Source organism: Finegoldia sp. P1-F-LS (assembly GCF_052932205.1).
Map to the genome: position 1 here is coordinate 105756 of NZ_JBRFJH010000002.1, position 20690 is coordinate 126445.

A 20690-nucleotide genomic window follows, 5' to 3' on the forward strand; every position below is an offset into this window, starting at 1 on the left:
TCAATAAATTAGAATTTTCATGTGATTTCATTTATATTTCATAAAACATTGTTAATATAATTTATTGGAACAAATCACCAATCAATTGCACAAAAGCGGCAAATAATCCCAGCTAACCTCAAACAAAACAATTCAACAAAGCGTAATTATAAAACAAATAAATAACGAGCTACATCAAGTTTCAACAAATTTAATAAAGTTTTAAAATATTTTGCAAAATTCTTGAAAAAAATCATGTTTTTTATTGACGTTTGTAATCATTTTAATGTATAATTTTAAGTTGACAGGTAAAGTATTTTTGAAATACTACAACAATCATAGAATATAATTAATTAAATAATAAATGAAATAAACAAGGAGGAGAATAAATTGAAAATAAACAAGAAACTACTAATGGCAGCATTGGCCAGTGCAGTAATAGTATCGGCGCCTCAAGCAAAAACATACGCCGACACTCAAACAGATGACACACAAGCTGTCACAGAAAAAATTATTGATGATCAAATTGCAAAAGCAGCACAACCTGCTAAACAAAAAAATTCAGAAAAAGCGCAAGCAGAAACAGCAGCAAACGCAGATGAAAAACAAAACCAACAAGAAAGCTTGGAATTAAAATCAGAAAAGGAAATTAATTCCAAGAAAGCTGGATTCGGATCACAAGCATTAAATCATCCAGCACAAGCAACAGAGCTAAGAAATGTTGACAATGAATCGAACAATTCCGTACTAACATTGTCTGAAGAAAAACAACCAGAAGCTCAAGGAGCAGGAGAAACTTCCGATCAAAAAGCAGATGACCCAAACTATGGCGAAGATGAAAAGAAAATCAAAGACTACGATGGATCTGAACGTTATAAACAAACAGATCTACAACCGGGAGATACAAATCAGGCGCTCGGTAAAACTGATGAAAAGGTAGAAAAAGACGGTTTTAAATTTGAACTCAAAAACCCATCAAACACATCACCAAGCAAGACTGAATATGGTTACCAAATCACCATAGACAAGAAGACTGGCCAAAGAACCTATACCAAGATTACTGTAACTGATTCTGGTCTTATTTCTGTTGATCCTGGAGACAAACCAATGATGGGTCAGGGAGATAAGTTAACTGCTGAATCTCCTGATGTAACCTATAAGCCAAATGAAAATACAGAGTTAACAGCTAGTGTTCGACAAAGAAACATAAACTACGAAGCAAGTAAAGAAACCTTAGAACATATCAATAATAAGGACAATGAGTCCACTTCCTTTGGTTTTGAGGATAACTACACTAAAGAGAATCCTAGACCTCAGTTTTTTGGAGATAACTTTGGTATAACTTACAAGGTCAACCCATGGCCAAATGAAAATGACAAGCTGGAAGAACTAAAACTTAATAAAAATAAATACGATCCAAATAAAAAACACTTTGTCCAAGGTCAAGACATCGACACAGGTATTAAGGTAGACAATGTGGACGCAAGTGCTAGGGAAAGATTAGTCGGCCAAGTTTATAATCCTATTACAGGAAAAATTGTCCCAGGAGCAAGTGCCTATATAGGAGATGATGGAAATATTCACGTTCAGTTACCAGCAGGTGCCCTAAAGAAGGACGAATCTGGCAAGACTGTCATAAATGAAGACTCAATCTTCAACACACCTGACTACAAGGGAATTCAAAGCCTAGATGTAAAATTCTTTGCCCGTCCAAGAACAGCTGATGAATTTAAAGCTATAGCAGAGGCAGCTGAGTATGAATGGGATAGAGGAACCTATGTAGGAACAGGAGCAGGCTCTGAAAAAATTAACCACAAGGGAAAAGATGTTACAATTGACAAGCAAGGCATAGACCGCTACGACCACTACAACCTAATTGGTAACTTCAAGCTAAACCTAGATGATACAAGATACTATGACCAAAAATTCCAAGATGGCAATGGTGATGATACATCTAAGGTAACTTCATCTGGAGTAAAACCAAATGTTCCTTTTGAAGTTAAAATAGTAGAGCCAGAAAACCCAGGTGAAACTGACAAGTCAGCTGATGATATGAAAGAGGCTGATAAAAAAGGAGAAGCTTCTGGTAGACTTATCTTGGACTTTATCAATCGTGAAAATAAGGGTAAGGCAGAAGCAGACCAATGGAAGGTAGATGTAGACCCTAAGGATATATCTAAATTCACTATCACCGCTCCAGAATCAGCCAAAGCTGGTGACTTTATAGCAATACCTATTGAATACACCTACACAAACGGGTCAAAAGACGTTCACTGGTTCCACTTCGTAGTCCAAGAATCAACTTACATCAAGCCAGAATACGATGCTCAAGTAAACTTCCCGGTAAACGAACAAACATCTCCTGCTACAGTAACAGAAGATGGTAAGAGAATAACACCAGATCATTATACTCTTCCAGACACCCTAGAAACTGATGAATCTGGTAACAAGCTAGCGAAAGATGATAAGGGAAATAAGTGGACTGTAAAAGTTGATGAAAAAACAGGTCAAGTTAGCGCTAAGCCAGTAGACCCACTAGCCTTTAATGGTGGTGAAAAACTTACAGTACCAGTAGTAGCTCACTATGTAGATGAACAAAAACCAGGCGAAGATATAACAGAAGAAGTCAATGCTTACTTCGTAATAGAAGAAAGAGCAAATATGACTGCTCGTTACAATGCTAAGGCAGGTAAGTCAGGCGATAAGCTTTCTTCAGATGTAATCCTAAATGAGGAAGATCACTACAACAGAAGACCTGGCAAGTTTACCATAGATTCACCAACCTACACAGATGATAAGGGCAATGTTTGGAATGTATCAATAGATGAAAAGACAGGTAAGATAACTGCTACAGTACCAAATGCTGAAGAAGGCAAGTCAGTAGATGGAGCATTGCTAAATGTACCAGTAACAGCTCATTATTATGAAGAAGATGGCAAGCTAGAAGTGGGTACAAAGAAGACGGAAGCTCAATTTGTGGCTTATGGTACAAATGGAAAAGTTGAAAAAACAGTAGAAGTTCCTTTTGAAACAAAAGTAGAAAAAGATCCAAATCTTAAAAAAGGTGAAATCAGAGTAATAAAAGAAGGTAAGGTAGGTTCTAAGAAAGTAACCTATACTATCAAAGATTCTAAGATTGATGAATCACAGACTAAAGAAGAAGTTATAGAAAATGCTGAAGACAGAGTAATCCACGTTGGCGAAGGCGTAAATGATGGAACTCATAAGATTGAAGAAAAAGTTGAAGTAGCATTTGAAACAGAAATTCAATTTGACGATAGCCTTGCTCCAGGAGAAATGGAAGAAGTTCAAAAAGGTGAAGCTGGAGAAAAGAAGAGAGATATTACTCTTACAATCCAAGATGGCAATGTAACAAAGACTGAAACAGGTGAATTTACTGAAACTAAAGCTCCTAAAAAGAGAATTATTAAAGTAGGTAGAAATACCGAAGGAAAGGTAGAACACAAGGAAGAATTACCATTCAAATATAAGGTTGAAGAAGTAGATGACCTTAAGAAGGGTGAGTACAGAATTGTAAAACCAGGTAAGGTTGGAACAAAAACAACAACTTGGACAATTAAAAATTCTAAAGTCGAAGGAGAGCCAACTGTCACAGAAGTGGCTGCAGAAGATGCTCTTATCCAAGTAGGTAAGGGAACTAACGATGGTACTCACGAAATAGTTGAAAAGAAAAATATAGATTATAAAACTATAATCGAATACGATGAAAACCTTGATGCTGGCCAACAAGAAGTTGTCAAAGAAGGAAATCCAGGAGAACAAGAAAGAACAAACACACTTGTTATCAAGGATGGCCAAGTAACTGAAACTAAAGAAGGCGAATTCAAGACAACTAAGGAAGCTACGGACAGGGTTGTAAAAATAGGTACAAAACCTGTTACCAAAGTTGTAGAAAAACCATTCAACACTGAATATGTTTATGACGAAAACCTTGAAGCTGGAAAAACTGAAGAAAAAACACCAGGTAAGAATGGTAAGGTTACTATTACAACATCTTATGACAAGGACCAAAAGAAGGTTGTAACTTCTGAAACTGAAGAAAAAGGTCAAAATAGAGTTGTTAAAATCGGTGGAAAGACTAACGGAACTGAAAAAGTTAAGGAAGAAATTCCATTTGAAGTAGAAGTTAGAAAAGACCCAAGCCTAAAGAAGGGCGAATGGAAATACGCCAAAGATGATGAAGGAAATGAACTAAAGGGTGAAAAGGGCGAACAAGAAAAGACTCTAACTATAGAAAACTCTAGGGTAACAAATACTTCTGAGCCAACAGTAACTAAGAAAGCTAAAAACGCAGTGATTTTAGTTGGTGAAGGAACTAATGACGGTACTCACGAAGTAACAGAAAAGAAAGCACTTCCTTTCGAAACTAGATATGAATACGATGATTCATTAGAACCAGGTGAAGAAAAAGTCGTAACTCCAGGAACTCCGGGAGAACAAGAAAGAACAAATACTCTTGTAATCAAAGATGGTAAAGTAACTGAAACTCAAGAAGGCGAATTTAAGACAACTAAAGAACCTCAAGAAAGATTAATTAAAATCGGTAGAAAGCCATCCGAAGGCGAAACTACGAAGACTATAGAAAGAGAAATTCCTTACGAAACTAAGGTAATCTATGACAAAGACCTTGAAGCTGGTTTCCAAAAAATAGAAAATGAAGGTAAACCAGGTAAGGAAGAAGTAACTATCACTCAAAAGATAAAAGATTCAAAACCAGTTGGTGAAGCTACAGAAACTACAAAGACTATCACAGAAAAAGAAGATAGAGTTGTAAGAATTGGTGTTAAACCAGTTGTTAAGGAAACTGAACTTGGAAACAACACTGAATATAGACACAACCCAGAGCTTAAAGCTGGGGAAGAAAAGGTAATCGAAGAAGGTTCTAAGGGATCTGTAAAATATACAACTACTTTCAATAAGGAAACAGGAAAGCTTGAAGTTACTGAAGAAAGAACTGAACCAAAGAACAAAGTTGTTGAATATGGTTCTAAGACTGATGGTGAGTTCAAGTACGAAAGCGAAAAAGCTTACGACATCATCATTAGAGAAAATCCAAATCTTGAAGCTGGAAAGACTAATGTTATCCAAGAAGGTAAGCCAGGTAAAACTGAAACTACTGTTAAGATAGAAAACAGCAAAGAAGTTTCTAGAGATACAAAGACAATTACAGAAAAACAAGATAAGATTATTGAAATTGGTACTAAGAATGTTTGTGAAATCCCACCAGTAAAACCAGAAGATCCAAAGCCAGAAGATCCAAAGCCAGATGACAAGGATCCAGAAAACCCAACAAAACCAGGAGAAAAAGATCCAGAAAACCCAACAAAACCAGGAGAAAAGGATCCAGAAAATCCAACTAAGCCAGGAGAAAAGGATCCAGAAAATCCAACAAAACCAGGAGAAAAGGATCCGGAAAATCCAACTAAGCCAGGAGAAAAAGATCCAGAAAACCCAACTAAGCCAGGAGAAAAGGATCCAGAAAATCCAACAAAACCAGGAGAAAAAGATCCAGAAAATCCAACAAAACCAGGAGAAAAAGATCCAGAAAATCCAACAAAACCAGGAGAAAAAGATCCAGAAAAACCAGGTACACCGGGTGAAAAGCCAAATGAACCAGGTACACCGGGTGAAACTCCAGAAGAAAATGGCAAAAAACCAGAAGAAAACGGAAAGACACCTGAAAACAACGGAAAGACTCCGGAAGAAAATGGTAAAACTCCAGAAAATAACGGAAAGACACCTGAAAACAACGGAAAGACTCCAGAAAATAACGGAAAAACACCTGAAAACAATGGAAAGACTCCTGAAAACAATGGAAAAACTCCAAACAAACCAAATGAAACACCAAAAACTCCTGAAACTACTGAACAAGGAAAACGCAAAGAAAAAGCAGACACTCCTAATAGAAAATCTGCCAATAAATTGCCAAAAGCAGGTAGCGAAAGTGAAATCATGATGTTATCAATGTCAGCATTGACGACAGCAGCTGGATTCATTGGATTGAAGAAAAAACGTAAAGACAGATAATCTTTAATACAAGATTAAAAATCTTTCACAATAATCAAACAAAGCCTAACTCGTGTGAGCTAGGCTTTTTGATTGCACACAAAAACCCGACCTCAATAGAGATCGGGTAAAATTTTATCTAATCATATTTGAAAATGAATTGTAGATTAGTAATCCAACCAAAGTTACCAATAAAATTTCCAAAATGAATACGACAATTCTGATTACGATTTGTGCGATGAATGATTTCAAACCAACCTTGAAACTGTCCTTTTCCAAATATAAATCTAGGAAAGTTGCAGAGTAAGCCAACATTCCTGTGAAGCAACCAATGATGCTACCGATAAATCCTAATGGTGTAAGTATGAACATGAATAGACCGTTGATTATCGAAAACACCCCGCCCTTTATATCTCTTGTGCAAGCAGGTGGAGTTGGTCTCATATAACTTTTCGTAAACATGTAGATTAATCTAGTCATCACGTAGTTTATTAGTGGCACCGTAATCAAAGTAATAATTGAAATTGTAGGTGTGTGGAAAACCTTCGTCAATTCTCCAAGAGAACCTTTTGTTGTAACACTAGCCCACATAGCGCTAGTCAACGCAGCGATCAATCCTGATGTTAAAAATGAATAAATAATTCCGTGCTTTGTCGATGCGTAAAAATCGTAGATTTTCTTGGAATATTGATTGATGAATTTTACACATTTCAAATACCAATCTGGTGAATCGTTTTGCTTGTAGTTCTCATATTCCTCGTTGTCTTCTTTTCTTTCTTTTTGAGTGTATTTTTGGTTGATTTCTTCAAATACATCATCTGTAGATTTTGTAGATTCTTGTGATTCGGTAACATCTGAAACCTTGTTCACATCGTCATCTACAGGCTTTGCTTCGAAGTAATTGTCAGAATGAGCAATATCTTCATCTGATACATAACTTTTGAGATTTTGTTTAAAATCTTGTTTCTTATCGTCCATAGTCTCCTCCTATTAATATTTCTTATTTAATAATATACCCATTTGAAAAATATCCATTCATAAATTTGAAATTAAAGAAAAATTTAGATTTTCACATTAAATATTTAAAAATTTGAACAAAATAATAAATCTTTTATATTTTTAGCATTTTCCAACTATATTTAGTTTACATAATCTATAAAAGGGTATATCTAAAAGGTAGGGTTTTTACTGCTTTAATTGGCTGAAAAATTCTATTGTTGATACAACAATTATCAAAATAAAAGGAGGATAATATGAAAAACAAAAGGATTATTTCGTGGATGCTGATATTTGCGATGGTTATAGGATATGCTCCTGTAAACATTTACGCAAGTGATGTGCCACAAAAACAAGAGGTCACTGCAGAAAGTAGTGATTTTGATTTTGATGAAAGTAGCGGGACTATTAAAAAGTACAAGGGTACAGCTACTGATGTTGTTATTCCAGAAAAAATTAATGGAAAATCAGTAACAACTATTGGTAAGGGAGCTTTCGGAAGAAAGAAACTTACATCAGTTGTTATTCCAGAAGGTGTTGAAAAAATTGACCAAGGTGCTTTCTCAGCTAATTTGTTGACAGCAATCAAGCTTCCTTCAACTGTTAAACAAATCGAAAGATTGGCTTTTGGAGCGAATTCAAAATTAAGCAAAGTTGAATTAAATGAAGGCTTGGAATATATCGGTCAACAAGCTTTTATGGGTGACAGTTCATTAACTGGAGAAGTTATCATACCATCGACAGTAAAGACTGTTATGACATCTGCTTTCAACAAAACAGGAGTAACAGGATTGTTATTGAAAGGCGACAAAGATTCTAATGCTGTTAATTTACATTCTGGATTAAATGGAGAAAAAATAGAATATGTAAAATCAGAAAGTCCTTTCAAAAGGATTAAAATTAATTTTAACTCTTTCGGTACTGCAGAAGCGGACAGATATGTCGATTTGGGCAAAGTGGAAGTTAATGTTAATAGCAAAGAAGAACTTCAAAAATGGCTTGATGATAATATTGATGTAGACTATGTAGCAAATTATGTAAATAAGAATGACAGAACAGGTTCAAACGATAAAGAAGTAGAACTTGCAAAAGTTTGGAATTTGGATAAATTCGACAAAACAAAAGAATTCGAAGTAATTGCAAGTATCGACAAAGAAAAAGCTTCAAAGCTTGAACAAATCGAAGGATATACAGCTCCATGTGTAACTTGTTCAGCTACAAATTTAATGATTAAACTAACTGTTAAACTTGGCGAATCTGAACAACCAGAACAACCTACTACTGATGAATGGTCACAAAAAGACTTCACTTATGGACAATTCAAATACAAGGGAAGAATGGAAGAAGAATCTTATAGATTTGGAATTACTGGTTTTTCTGAAAAGGGAAAGGCTAAATTAGCGAAAAATTCTGATTTGGTTATTCCAAAAGAAGTAACTATTGACGGACAAAAAAAGACTGTTGAAGGAATTAAAGAAAATTCTTTCAAAGATTTAAAAATTAATAGCGTAACTTTCCCTAAGACTGATGTGGAATTTATCATCAAAGATTCTGCGTTTGCAAATTCAGGTATTACTAAGGTTACGTTTGAAGAAGGTTTGAAATCTATTGAATCACGTGCATTCCAAGATAATAAGCTTACTGAAGTTTACATTCCAAGCACTGTGTGGAAAACTGGTAGCGAATCTTTCATGAACAATCAAATTAGTAAGCTAGAAATTTCTGATGATGTAAACAGCATTCAAATCGACAACTATAGTTTTGCTAACAACAAACTTTCTGTTGTGAAGCTTCCTTATTCTATATTTAAGTTTAGGGATTTTGTGTTCAAGGATAATCCTGGATATGAAAATAGCAAGGTTGTACGATTAGAAACTAGAAATCCAGATCATTTGAAATCAGTAACTTATATCGTTCCAGAAAATGATTTTCATAAAGTAGTTTTGGTTTCAAATGTTGACAGAAGTAAACTTTTCAAGGAATTACAAACTGTCAAATCAATTGTAAAATCTGATTACAAACAAGAAAAAATAGACGAATTCGACAAAGTATTACAAGAAGCTAAAAGAGTTTTCAAAGACGAAAAATCAACACAAGAACAAGTAGACAAAGCGTTGAATGATTTGATTGAAGCTGAAGGTAATTTGAGAAAATCAGCTCCTGACAGATCAAAACTTAGAGATTCTATCAAAAAAGCAGAAGAATTTGTACCAGAAATGTTCGAAAAAGAATCATTTGATTCTATGAAGAAAGAACTCGACAAGGCAAAGGAAGTCTTGGCTGATTTGGACAAGACACAAGATGAAGTGAAAAATGCGCAAGAAAGCTTGGACAAGGCTGTTGCTGCGTTGGTTATCGACAAAAATGCGTTGTACAAGAAAGAAGATTTCACTTACAAGGACAATGCTATTACTGGATTTAGCGACAGTGGTAAAGTAAAATTCAAGTTCAACAAGAATTTGGTTCTACCAGACACAACTTTGGAAGGCAAAGATGTCGAAGTAATCGCAGAATCTGCGTTTGATTTGACTAAGGACAAGGGAGTTAAATTCGGTACAGATACGATAAGTTCTGCTGACGGTATGATTTCGTTAGAATTGCCAAAGAAAGTTAAGAGAATTGAAAAAGATGCTTTCAGATCCAACAACTTCAAAAATGTAGATTTCCCAAATACTTTGGAATTTATCGGAGGAACTGCATTTAATGGAAACAGATTAGAAAAAGTATATTTGCCAGATTCTGTAACTGATGTTGAAGGTGGAGCATTCTCGTTGAATCAAATCACTGAAGTTAGAATTTCTCCAAATATGGAAAAAATCGCAGGCGGAACATTCTCCAGAAACATCAAACTTGAAAAACTTGTAATACCAGAAGGTGTTAAAGTTATTGAAGGATCAGCTTTCCAAGGGGCTCCATTAAAACAACTTACTATTTCAAAAACTGTCGAAGAAATCAAGGATAGAGCATTTACAGGACATCAACTTGAAGAATTGACAATTCCTGGAAATGTTAAAAAAATCGAAAGACAAGCTTTCGCTCACAATATTAAATGGAAGAGATTGAAGAAATTAACTCTTGAAGAAGGAATCGAAGAAATCGGAGATTCTGCATTCAGATTTAGTTTGCTTAAAGAAACAAACTTACCAAAGAGTTTGAAGAAGCTTTCAGATGATGCTTTCAAAGATGCAGAATCAACTGATAAAAAACATGTCGTAGTTAATTTGTATACTGAAAATTATGAACATGTGAGATTTAACAATGAAAAATCATTGAAAAATCAAAAAGTTATTTTCAAAGACGAATTTAAACCAGGAACAATTGAAGAAATTCCAGCAGTAAAAGCAGAAGACATCGAAAAAGAAGTTGTAAAACAAGGTGAAAAGATCGATGTAACAGATAACATCAAAAACTTACCTGAAAAAGCAACTGTAAAAGATGTAACGGAACCAAAAATCGATACAAATAAACCTGGTAAATATACAGCAAAAGTTGAAGTGACATTTGCAAATGGATCAAAGAGAATTGTAGAAATTCCGGTAGTTGTTGAAAAGAAAGATACAACGCAACCAGAAAAACCAGTTGAACCAAAAGAACCAGAAGATACAACGCAACCAGAAAAACCGGTTGAACCAAAAGAACCAGAAGATTCAACACAACCAACAACACCAACATATCCATCAAACCCAACAACTACTACTGAAAAACCAACAGCAAAAGACATCAAAGACACGGACACACTAAAAGAAATATTTGACAAAACAAATCCAACAAGAATAGCTGGAAGGAATCGTCAACTAACAGCGGTAGAACTAAGCAAAACACTATTCAAAAAAGCAGACACGGTAATCTTAACATCAAGCAATAAAATGGTAGATTCCCTTGCAGCATCTCCTCGTGGAATAGAAATCAACGCCCCAACATTATTCGTAGAAAAAGATTCAATAATGGACGAAGTTTTACAAGAAATAAAAAGACTCAACCCATCTAAAATAATAATCGCAGGTGGAACAGATTCAATCAGTGACGAAGCGTTGAACAAATTACAACAACTAGGAATCAAACAACAAAGAATAGCAGGAGCTGACAGATTTGAAACAGCAGTAAAACTAGGTGAACAAATCAGAGCAAATTCAACTAACAAAAAAGAAATAATACTTGTAAATGGATTTAATAATATTGACGCATTAACAGCAGGAAGCCTTGCTGGTAAACTAAATATTCCAATATTATTAACACAATCAGACCAATTAAACGAAACAACTAAAAAAGCAATCAAAGAATGGAAAATAGAAAAAGTTACAATAATTGGTGGAAAAACACAAGTATCAGAAATAATAACAGCAAATCTACAAAATAACGGAATAAAAACAAATAGACTAGCAGGAAGAACAAGAGTAGAAACAGCACTTGAAATAGCAAAAACTGTCAATAGCACTCCTGACAAAGTAATATTTGCAAACAAAGACGCATACGCAGATGCGCTACTAGCACCATATCTATCAAAAAAAGAACAAGCACCAATAATGCTAATAGATAAAGACGAAGCATCTGTATCAGTAAAACAATACTTGAGAGATAACGAAATAAAAGAATCCGTTATACTAGGTGGTAAATTAAGTATTGAAGAATACAAATAGTTTGAAAAAAATTAGCAATGTGATTGGATATTTTAGACCAGTCACATTGTTTTTTATTTGAATTACAAAATCAGATTTGTATTGTATAATATAATATAGATTATTATGAAAAAATTTGAGCGTTTTTATGAAATGAGGAGAGATTTATGGCAATTTTAGTTATAGGAAGCGTGAATGTAGACACTACATATAATTTGGAAAATTTCCCAAAACCAGGAGAAACCATTTCGTCACTTTCGAAAAGCAGATCTGTCGGTGGAAAGGGAGCAAACCAAGCGATTGCTTGCCAAAAACTTGGCGGAGATGTGAAGTTTCTTGCGTGCGTGGGAAATGATATGGATGCAGATTTTATTTTCAAAAATATGCGTGAATATGGCGTGGATACATCAAACATCATCAAAAAGGATGTCGATACAGGAACTGCGCTTATAAATGTGGACAAGACTGGTCAAAACCAAATTGTTTTGGATCATGGGGCAAATTATGCAATTTCAATTCAAGATATCGACGACAACATCGAGCTTTTGGATGAATTCGATATTTTGATTTTGCAAATGGAAATCCCACAAGAAGTCAACGAATACGCTATTAAAAAGGCGAAGGAAAAGGGAGTTTTCGTGATATTAAACCCTGCTCCTAGTGAGTTCGAAGTGGAAAACATTTTGGACAAGGTGGACTTGTTCGTGCCTAATGAAAATGAAATTTTGAGATATTCTAGCAAAAAAAACTTGAAAGAAGCAGCGGACGAATTGTTGGAGAAAAACGTGGGAGCTGTGATAATAACCTTAGGAGAAAATGGCTCTGAGTATTTTTCAAAAACAGAACACATAAAACAAGAAGCCATCAAGGCAGATGCGATTGACACAACATCAGCAGGAGATAGCTACATCGGAGCGATGGCAGTCATGCTCGATCAAAAAAAATCCATTAAAGAAGCGATGGAATTTGCCACAAAAGTATCTTCAAAGACAGTAACCAGAAAAGGATCGGGAGAATCCATCCCAACAATAGATGAAATAATGTAGAGCTTTCAGGATTTTTCCTGAAAGTTTTTTATAGAGAAATCAAACCGTTAGTAGGTAAACCATCATACACGAATATCTAGACTCCAAAAATTAACAAATTCTAAGCTCATGAAACTAAAATCGCAAGCACACTTCGTTTACGCGGTGCGATTTCTTAACGTTTCATTTCGCTTGAATTTGGAGTAATTTTTTCCGTATGATATTCTTAGTATGATTGGTTTACTACTGATAATTAGATAAACTATTTTAATATAAATGGTTATCATTTATTGTTTGACTTTAACAAGGTATAATATTAAAATATAAATTATAGTAAAATGTTTTAATTAAAAGGAGTAAACATTTATGAAAAACAAGAAAATTTTAGGATTAATGTTAGCTGGAATGATGCTAGCAAACGTAGTACCACAAGTATCATTAGCATCTAATGATTACAATGTTAAAAGAATACAAGGTGCGCATAGATATGAAACAGCAGCAGGCATTGCAGAATCTGCTTTCACAAAATCTGACAGAGCAGTTTTAGTAAGTGGCAGTAACTTCGCTGACGCACTATCAGCAGGAAATCTTGCAGATCACGCACCTATCTTTTTATTTGAAAAACCAGATATGATGCAAAGAGCAATTAACACAATGCGTTCATTAGATGTAAAAGAAGTAGTAATCATAGGTGGTGAAAAATCTGTACCTAAATCTGTAGAAGAAAAACTTAAAGAGAAAAACTTTAAAGTAATAAGAATCGCAGGAAGAAACAGATACGAAACATCTACTAAACTTGCTAAACAACTAAAAGCTAAAAATAAAGACAATGTTGTTTTGGCTAATGGTGAAAAATTCGCTGACGCATTATCAGCAGCACCTTATGCAGTACAAAAGAAACAAACTTTAGTATTAACTGACGGTAAAACTTTACCTAAAGACGTTAAAGCACAAGACGTAAAAACAATCATTGGTGGAGAAAAATCAGTAAACATCAAAGGTTTAAACAAAGCTCAAAGAATTTCAGGTAAAGATCGTTACGAAACTTCTCTTGAAGTTTTAAAACACATGAACAAAACTCAAAGTGCTGTAATCGCTGACGGTAGAGATTACCCAGACGCACTAGCAGCAGCACCTTATGCAGTTAAGAAAAACACTGGTATCTTATTATCAGATGATACAGCTATCGACAAAATAAAAGAATACGTTGATAGTCAAAATATCTCAGATATAACTCTTATCGGTGGCGAAAAATCAGTAACAAAATATCAAGAACAAAAATTCACAAAAACATCAACTGAACAAAAACCTCAAGAAAAACCTGAAGATAAACCAGAAGACAAACCAGTTGAAAAACCTGAAGAAAAGCCAGTTGAAAAACCAGATGACAAAAAACCTCAAGAAAAACCTCAATATCCAACAAGAGAAGAAAGATTAAAACCACAATCAAGTAAAGACATTGACTTGTCTAACTTCAATATGGATACACCTCTTTCAGAAAAAGAAAAAGAACTTGTAAAACTTATTAATGATTACAGAATCTCTCTAGGAAAGAAACCTCTTAACGTTTCTAAATCATTAACTTACGTTGCAAGAACTCACAACAGAGATCAAGTATTACACTTTGAGAACGACTTAAAAGATGATCAAGGAAGACCAGCAAATATGCACAGTTGGTCAAAATATGGAAACTGGACACCTACAATGTATAATGAACACAGTCGCCATAGAATTATGTGGAACAAACCAGGGGAATTAACGCCATACAAAAGCGAAGGATTTGAAATCTCAGCAGGTCAACAATATTATACTGAAGTTTATCAAATGACGCCAGAAATAGCACTAAATTTATGGAAAAATTCTCCAGATCACAATGAATTTATAATTAAGGACAACGTTCTATATGATGTATATCATGCAGAAAGAGTTATGGGTATCTCAATCCATGACGGATTCGCAAATGTTTGGTTCGGAAATAATCCTACTGACCCAGCAGGATTTCATATAACATATGAAAAATAAAGTTTAAGAGAGGTTCAGAAGAACCTCTCTTTTGTGGTATGACGGGCATGTTCTAATGCTGGGGTGAAAATCCCTACAGAGCGTAGTTACCGACGAATCTAATAGCGACTTGCAAGTTTTAGATGGTGACATCTAGGAGAGAAGAAGCAATAGCGAAATCGTGGCTTGACGAACAGGAACAGAATACAAGGCGTAACAGGTGGGCAAGTTAGCAAGAGATAACAAAGACCCAAAAGACAACCGTAAACCCAAGGCGTAAATTCTGCAAGTAAACGATGAAAGTATTAGAACTTATCCCGCGAGGTCTCACTAGCGAAACAGCAGTAACAACGAATAGTGAGAAGTCAGCAGAAGTCATAGTAGGTGGAAACACCGAAGGACTGAACAATTTAAAAGCACAAGCAAAATGTATGTTGCATAACAAATCTGACAGAGAAAGTAGAAGAAACGTAAATGAAATCAAAATCTCACACCTAAGAAATAAGTTATGCAAGCGGAAAGGAGCAAGTGCACACATGGAAGATAAAATAATAAGTCAAATCCTAAATCCAGAAAACATGCACCAAGCCAAACTAAAAGTCATCTCCAACAAAGGAGCATCAGGAATAGATGGCATAAGTGTAGAAGAAATAGATGAATACATCAAAGACAACTGGACAAGGATAAGACAAGAAATAATCGAAAGACGTTACAAACCACAACCAGTACTTCGAGTAGAAATACCAAAAGCAAATGGAGGAAAAAGAAAACTCGGAATACCAACAGTAATGGACAGAATAATCCAACAAGCAATCGTACAAGTTCTAACACCGATAATAGATAAAAGATTTTCTGAAACAAGCTATGGCTTCAGACCAGGAAGAAACTGTCAAATGGCAATAACAAGAAGCCTAGAATATTTAAATGATGGATTCGAATAGGTAGTAGACATAGACCTAGAGAAATTCTTTGACAAAGTGCCACAAGATAAACTAATGAGCATAGTCCATGAACATATCAAAGCACCAGACACAGAATCACTAATCAGAAAATACCTAAAAGCGGGAATAATGAACAAAGGCATATACGAAAAAAGTGAAATAGGAACCCCTCAAGGGGGCAACCTATCACCACTACTAAGCAACATCATGCTAGACAAACTAGACAAAGAGCTAGAAGCAAGAAAACTTAGATACACAAGATACGCCGACGATTGTTTAATATTTGTAAGAAGTAAAGCAGCAGCAACGAGAGTAATGCACTCCATAACAAGATTCATAGAAAATAAACTTGGATTAAAAGTAAATGCGGAAAAAAGCAAGATAACAAAACCAAGTGGAATAAAATATCTGGGATTTGGATACTGGAAAGACAACAAAGCAAATAAATGGAAAATACGAGTCCACGAAACATCATTTAAAAGATTCAAAGACAAAATAAAGACTCTAACCACAAGAAAACGGTCAGTTTCCTTTGACTACAGAATCAAGAAATTAAATGAAGTAACAAGAGGCTGGATAAATTACTTTAGGATTGCGGATATGAAAAGCAAACTAAAAAGATTTAGCGAGCATCTAAGGACTAGACTCAGAATAATCTGTTGGAAAATGTGGAAAGTACCAAAGAAAAGACAATGGGCGTTAATGAAGATGGGAGTAGGAAAAGACCTGGCAAGACTAACAGCTTATTGTGGAGATAGGTATTATTTTGTAGCAACAAAAACCTGCTTAGTAAGAGCAATTACAAAGGAAAGACTAACCAAAACAGGATTAGTCGACCCATACGATTACTATACAAGCAGGTCATGTGTAAATTAAATTGAACCGCCGTATGCCGAACGGCACGTACGGTGGTGTGAGAGGGCTATTTATTTAGCCCTACTCGATTTATTGAGTGCGTTGTGTCACAATGCCGACTAGGAAATTTTTTAAAATTTTTATTAAACCAAAAAACCATCCAGAATTTTCTGGATGGTTTTTCAATAGCCTTCTAATCGTTCAACGCCAAATCTTGTATGATTTCGTAGTTTTCTTTTAATAATTTGAAATCTGGAATGTAGGATGCGGCGATGATTTCGTCTGGATTGTATTTTTGTTTTATTTCCATGAATTGGTCCTTTACGGAATTCACGTCTCCTTCGATTCGAAGACCTCTTGCTGTTCTTATCATGAATTTTTCGATTGATGTGAGTTCGGGGCTGTTGTTAGGGTCAGCTTTTAGGAATGCATCTCTGTTGTTTCTGTTTTGGATTTGCAAGAAGATTGATATGGCTTGTTGTTTGATGTGTTCTGCGGCGTCTTTCTCGTAAGCTGCGTTGGCAGAAACTCCTAGCATGACGTATGGTTTGTCCAAATATTTTGATGGAGTGAATTCTTCGCGGTAGATTTTGAGTGCGACTTCGACTGTGTTTGGAGAAAAATGTCCTGCGAATGAGTATGGTAGTCCCAATTGTGCTGCAATGTGTGCAGATGTCATGGAACTTCCCAAGATATACACTGGAACGTGTGTGCCAACTCCAGGGTATGGGCGCACTTTGAAATTTTCTGCCTCTTCTTCAAAATAGCTTAAAAGTGTTCTGATGGCTTCTTTGAAGTTATCTTCCTTGTATGTGTCGCGATAAATTAATTTCGCTGTTTCGATGTCTGTTCCAGGAGCTCTTCCAATTCCCAAATCAACTCTTTCGGGATACAATGTTTCGAGCGTTCCATATCTTTCTGCTACTTGAAAAGGTGTGTGGTTTGGAAGCATTACACCGCCTGCTCCGACTTTTATTCTTTGTGTGTTTTCTAAAATATATCCGATAATCAAATCAGTTGCTGAGCATGAGATTGATTTGGAGTTGTGGTGTTCTGCAACCCAATATCTTTCGAATTTTTGTCCGTCAGCCCATTTTGCAAGTTCCAATCCACGATCGATTGATTGTTTTGTTGTTTCATCTACAAATCTTGGTATTAAATTTAATATTGATATTTTCATGAATTATCCCCTTTCTGTTAGTATGAATTTATTATATAAACATGTGATTGTCAAATAAATTTTACACAATACTAACGTGATAGTAAACTATTGTAATAATTCTGAACAAATGGTATAATTAATTCAATAAAAGATTTTGTTTTATTTTTACCCAATTTGGATAAATATATAATAACGATATTAAAAGGAAGTAAGTTATGGATATTAAAAAATACAGGGTAAAGCCTAACAAAAAAGTTGATTTGGAAAAATTTAGCACGAAAAAAGATGATTCTTATTCCAAAAAAAAAGTGAAGGAAGAAATTCTGCCACAAAATTTGGAAAAGATGTTTGAATTTCAAGAAAAATTATACGCAGAAAATAAAAAAGGAATTCTCGTTGTGCTTCAAGCGATGGATGCTGCTGGCAAGGACAGTTTGGTAAAAAAAGTGTTCACGGCGCTTAATCCTGCTGGCTGCAAGGTTACAAGCTTCAAGCAACCTTCAACTGAAGAATTGGATCACGATTATTTGTGGAGAATCACAAAGGCTACTCCAGCGTATGGAGAGGTTGGGATTTTCAACAGATCGCACTATGAGGATGTTCTGGTAACCAGGGTTCACAATTTGGTTAATAAGAAAAACGATGATGATTTTTGGAACAAGAGATTCGAAGATATCAACGCGTTCGAAAAATATTTGGACAATAATGGTATCAAGGTTGTGAAATTTTTCTTGCATGTGTCCAAGGACGAACAAAAAGAGAGACTTTTGGATAGGATTAATTTGGAAGAAAAACATTGGAAGTTCGCAGCAAGTGACATCCTGGAAAGAGAAAACTGGGATGATTATCACAGGGCATACGAGGATATGTTGGAGCATACTTCGACAGATTATGCGCCATGGTATGTGGTTCCTGCGGATAACAAATGGTACACTAGATTGGTTGTGAGTGAGGTTATGTTGGATTTGTTCAAACAATTGGATCCACACACGCCGAAACTTTCCGAGAAGGAAGAATCGCAACTTGAAAAATGGAAGAAAGTTTTGATGGAACAAGACGAGAAAAACGAAAAATAATAGGAGGAGAATATGTCAGACGATAGAGATTACAAAGGCTTTGAAAATGACGACAATGAATACACAAAAGACGGCAATTATTTTAACGAAAAAGAAGAAGTAAAAGGCGGTTACAGCGAAGATAAGGACAGTTATTCTGACAGAAATAGCAATTATTTTGAATCATCAAATGATGACAATTATTCTAGTGCGAAACAAGATCATTACGAAAAAACAGACGACAGTTTTTTCTTTGAGGGGCAAGATGACGAAGAAGAACACATTGAAGACTACACTCAAAGACAAAGTTCGGGCTATGCTGGTTTTTGCCAAAAAGTTTTCTCGTTGCTTCACGGACTTATTGAAAATTTCAATAAAAAGGGTGCATTCGTAATTTTGTTCTTGTTATATGGAGTGTTCACATTTGTGGCATCAATTGTGCAATACAAGCTTCACCCAGAAACTGCACAACAATTGCAACAAATCACAAAATCTGGATTGAGTGTGACAACTTTCACCATAATAATTTCGGCTGTGTCAGTTCTTTTCTATTTTGTAGTGTGCAGAATCATATTCCACTTTACTAAAAAAGACATGTCACCAGTTCCAAATCCTGTTGAAAGGGATACGAGACTTGGAGTGTATGTAGCAGTTGAAGCGTTGATTAATATTTTGATGATGGTGCTTCCAACAACAGTCCTTCCTTCAATTGTAGGTATGATAGTTGGAGTTGTGCTTTATTCATCAGTATTCTACGACAGAATTTCTGACGAAAGAATGCTTGCAGTTGGCGTAAAATCAGCGATCGTAAGCATTGTCGCAGGTCTTGTATTTGGACTTATCATAGCAGTCGGTGCAATAGCAGTCGTAGTATCTGTTATGAAATAATAAAATTTGTAGCTGATCACTTAGCTAGGCTGGGTGGTCAGTTTTTTTTGTTTTTAAATATGTAGCCCGATGTTAAAGAAATTCTTTCCAATTTTTTGGGAATCCCATGAAAGATAGATTGAAGCAATAGTCATACTTTGAAAAAGTATGTTTTATATCTTTTAAAAGCGAGTCCCATTGAGAATTAGAATTAAGCATTCTTTTCATAATAAGAAGTATAGGAAATAACTTGTTTTGTTTATTCTTAAATTTCATGTTTTCTTTGTAAAGTTTTGGATTTTCTTTAAGTGGCATATTATATAATCTTGTAAAATGAGCACAAATATTTCTAACCTCAACTAAACATAGTATCCAGTTTTTTAAGTATTTTGCATCTGTTTTATAATAATTAGCGATGGCTTTTTGATCATCATCTTGTAGTATACTAAACAATGAAGAGAGATTCCCGAAAGACATTAGTTCAACAGATACCCATATTGGAAATTTTCCATTATATTTTTTTATATGATGCTTAACAAAAGGTTTATTTCTTTGTCTTGTTATTTCTTTTTCCAAGCTGTCTTTTATAATTGAGTATATTGTACGACCATTACTATTTGTTTTGTGTATAAAATTTTTCTCATTAAGAAGAGCGTCAGATCCATATTTTAGTGACAAATGGTATGCAATTTGAGTTCTTAGTTCAATTTCAATTTGTTCAATTGTTCGTATTAGATTGTTTTTTAATTGGCTATCAAAACAATATAGCTGAAAAAGATGTTCAATTGTAATATTGTCCCTGTAATGTTCTTTATTATTGGGCTTTTTTAAACCTATACCATATCCAGATAGTCTATAATAATTTACTTTGGCAAGTATTTCTTCAGCAAATTGTTCGTTATCAATTTTTAAGTTATGATCCTTGTTTAATTTATTTATTTGCTCACTATAAGTTAATGCTGGTTTTAACTTCATATCTCTATACTCCTTTGAAATAAAAAAAGCCCTCTCCGTGGTCCGCGTGTAGTTAAACTACATTAAGCGTGGAGAGGTTCTGTTAAGAATATTATATCATTATTCATTAAAAAGTCAACGGATATCAGCGATAGTCTGAGTTTATTAATATGTAAAATTTGCCAAAACAATAGCCCGATGTTATATAATAA

The 20690-nt window shown here is 34.8% G+C and carries 10 protein-coding genes and 1 pseudogene; 8 read left to right on the forward strand and 3 right to left on the reverse strand.

The window, feature by feature from the left end:
- The first annotated feature begins 369 nt into the window (after positions 1-369).
- Positions 370-6027, forward strand: a complete 5658-nt coding sequence (locus tag ACU68Y_RS02670) for a G5 domain-containing protein (protein ID WP_446755459.1) — start codon at positions 370-372, stop codon at positions 6025-6027.
- A 114-nt stretch (positions 6028-6141) separates the two neighbouring features.
- Here the strand turns inward: ACU68Y_RS02670 and ACU68Y_RS02675 are convergent, their stop codons facing one another.
- Positions 6142-6984: a hypothetical protein gene (locus ACU68Y_RS02675; protein WP_446755460.1), complete on the reverse strand. Its 843-nt coding sequence runs from the start codon at positions 6982-6984 to the stop codon at positions 6142-6144.
- A 275-nt stretch (positions 6985-7259) separates the two neighbouring features.
- On the opposite strand from ACU68Y_RS02675, the gene ACU68Y_RS02680 reads away from it, so the two are divergent.
- From ACU68Y_RS02680 to ACU68Y_RS02700, 5 genes and pseudogenes are all read left to right on the forward strand, one after another.
- Positions 7260-11639 (forward strand): leucine-rich repeat protein, encoded by a 4380-nt coding sequence (locus ACU68Y_RS02680; protein ID WP_446755461.1) that lies wholly within the window; start codon positions 7260-7262, stop codon positions 11637-11639.
- Positions 11640-11785: 146 nt separating this feature from the next.
- A complete protein-coding gene (gene rbsK / locus ACU68Y_RS02685; protein ID WP_446755462.1) occupies positions 11786-12664 on the forward strand; it encodes a ribokinase in 879 nt (292 codons plus the stop codon).
- A gap of 345 nt (positions 12665-13009) precedes the next feature.
- The gene (locus ACU68Y_RS02690) at positions 13010-14665 is read left to right on the forward strand and encodes a cell wall-binding repeat-containing protein (RefSeq protein WP_446755463.1); all 1656 of its coding nucleotides are present in this window, start codon (positions 13010-13012) and stop codon (positions 14663-14665) included.
- A gap of 557 nt (positions 14666-15222) precedes the next feature.
- A pseudogene (gene ltrA, locus ACU68Y_RS02695) lies at positions 15223-15990 on the forward strand (group II intron reverse transcriptase/maturase); the annotation flags it as partial.
- Between the two features lie 48 nt (positions 15991-16038).
- Positions 16039-16461, forward strand: coding sequence for a group II intron maturase-specific domain-containing protein (locus tag ACU68Y_RS02700; protein ID WP_446755559.1), 423 nt, complete (start codon positions 16039-16041; stop codon positions 16459-16461).
- Positions 16462-16633: 172 nt separating this feature from the next.
- Here ACU68Y_RS02700 and ACU68Y_RS02705 read toward each other — a convergent pair whose 3' ends face one another.
- Entirely contained in the window at positions 16634-17620 is a 987-nt protein-coding gene (locus tag ACU68Y_RS02705) for an LLM class flavin-dependent oxidoreductase (RefSeq protein ID WP_446755464.1), read from the reverse strand.
- Positions 17621-17817: 197 nt separating this feature from the next.
- Between ACU68Y_RS02705 and ACU68Y_RS02710 the strand changes: the two genes are divergently transcribed.
- Complete coding sequence (locus ACU68Y_RS02710; protein WP_446755465.1) at positions 17818-18678, forward strand: polyphosphate kinase 2 family protein; 861 nt, start codon at positions 17818-17820, stop codon at positions 18676-18678.
- Positions 18679-18690: 12 nt separating this feature from the next.
- Positions 18691-19545 (forward strand): beta-carotene 15,15'-monooxygenase, encoded by an 855-nt coding sequence (locus ACU68Y_RS02715; RefSeq protein ID WP_446755466.1) that lies wholly within the window; start codon positions 18691-18693, stop codon positions 19543-19545.
- A gap of 72 nt (positions 19546-19617) precedes the next feature.
- On the opposite strand, the gene ACU68Y_RS02720 is transcribed toward ACU68Y_RS02715, so the two are convergent.
- Positions 19618-20499, reverse strand: coding sequence for an Abi family protein (locus ACU68Y_RS02720; protein WP_316517977.1), 882 nt, complete (start codon positions 20497-20499; stop codon positions 19618-19620).
- Positions 20500-20690: the final 191 nt, after the last annotated feature.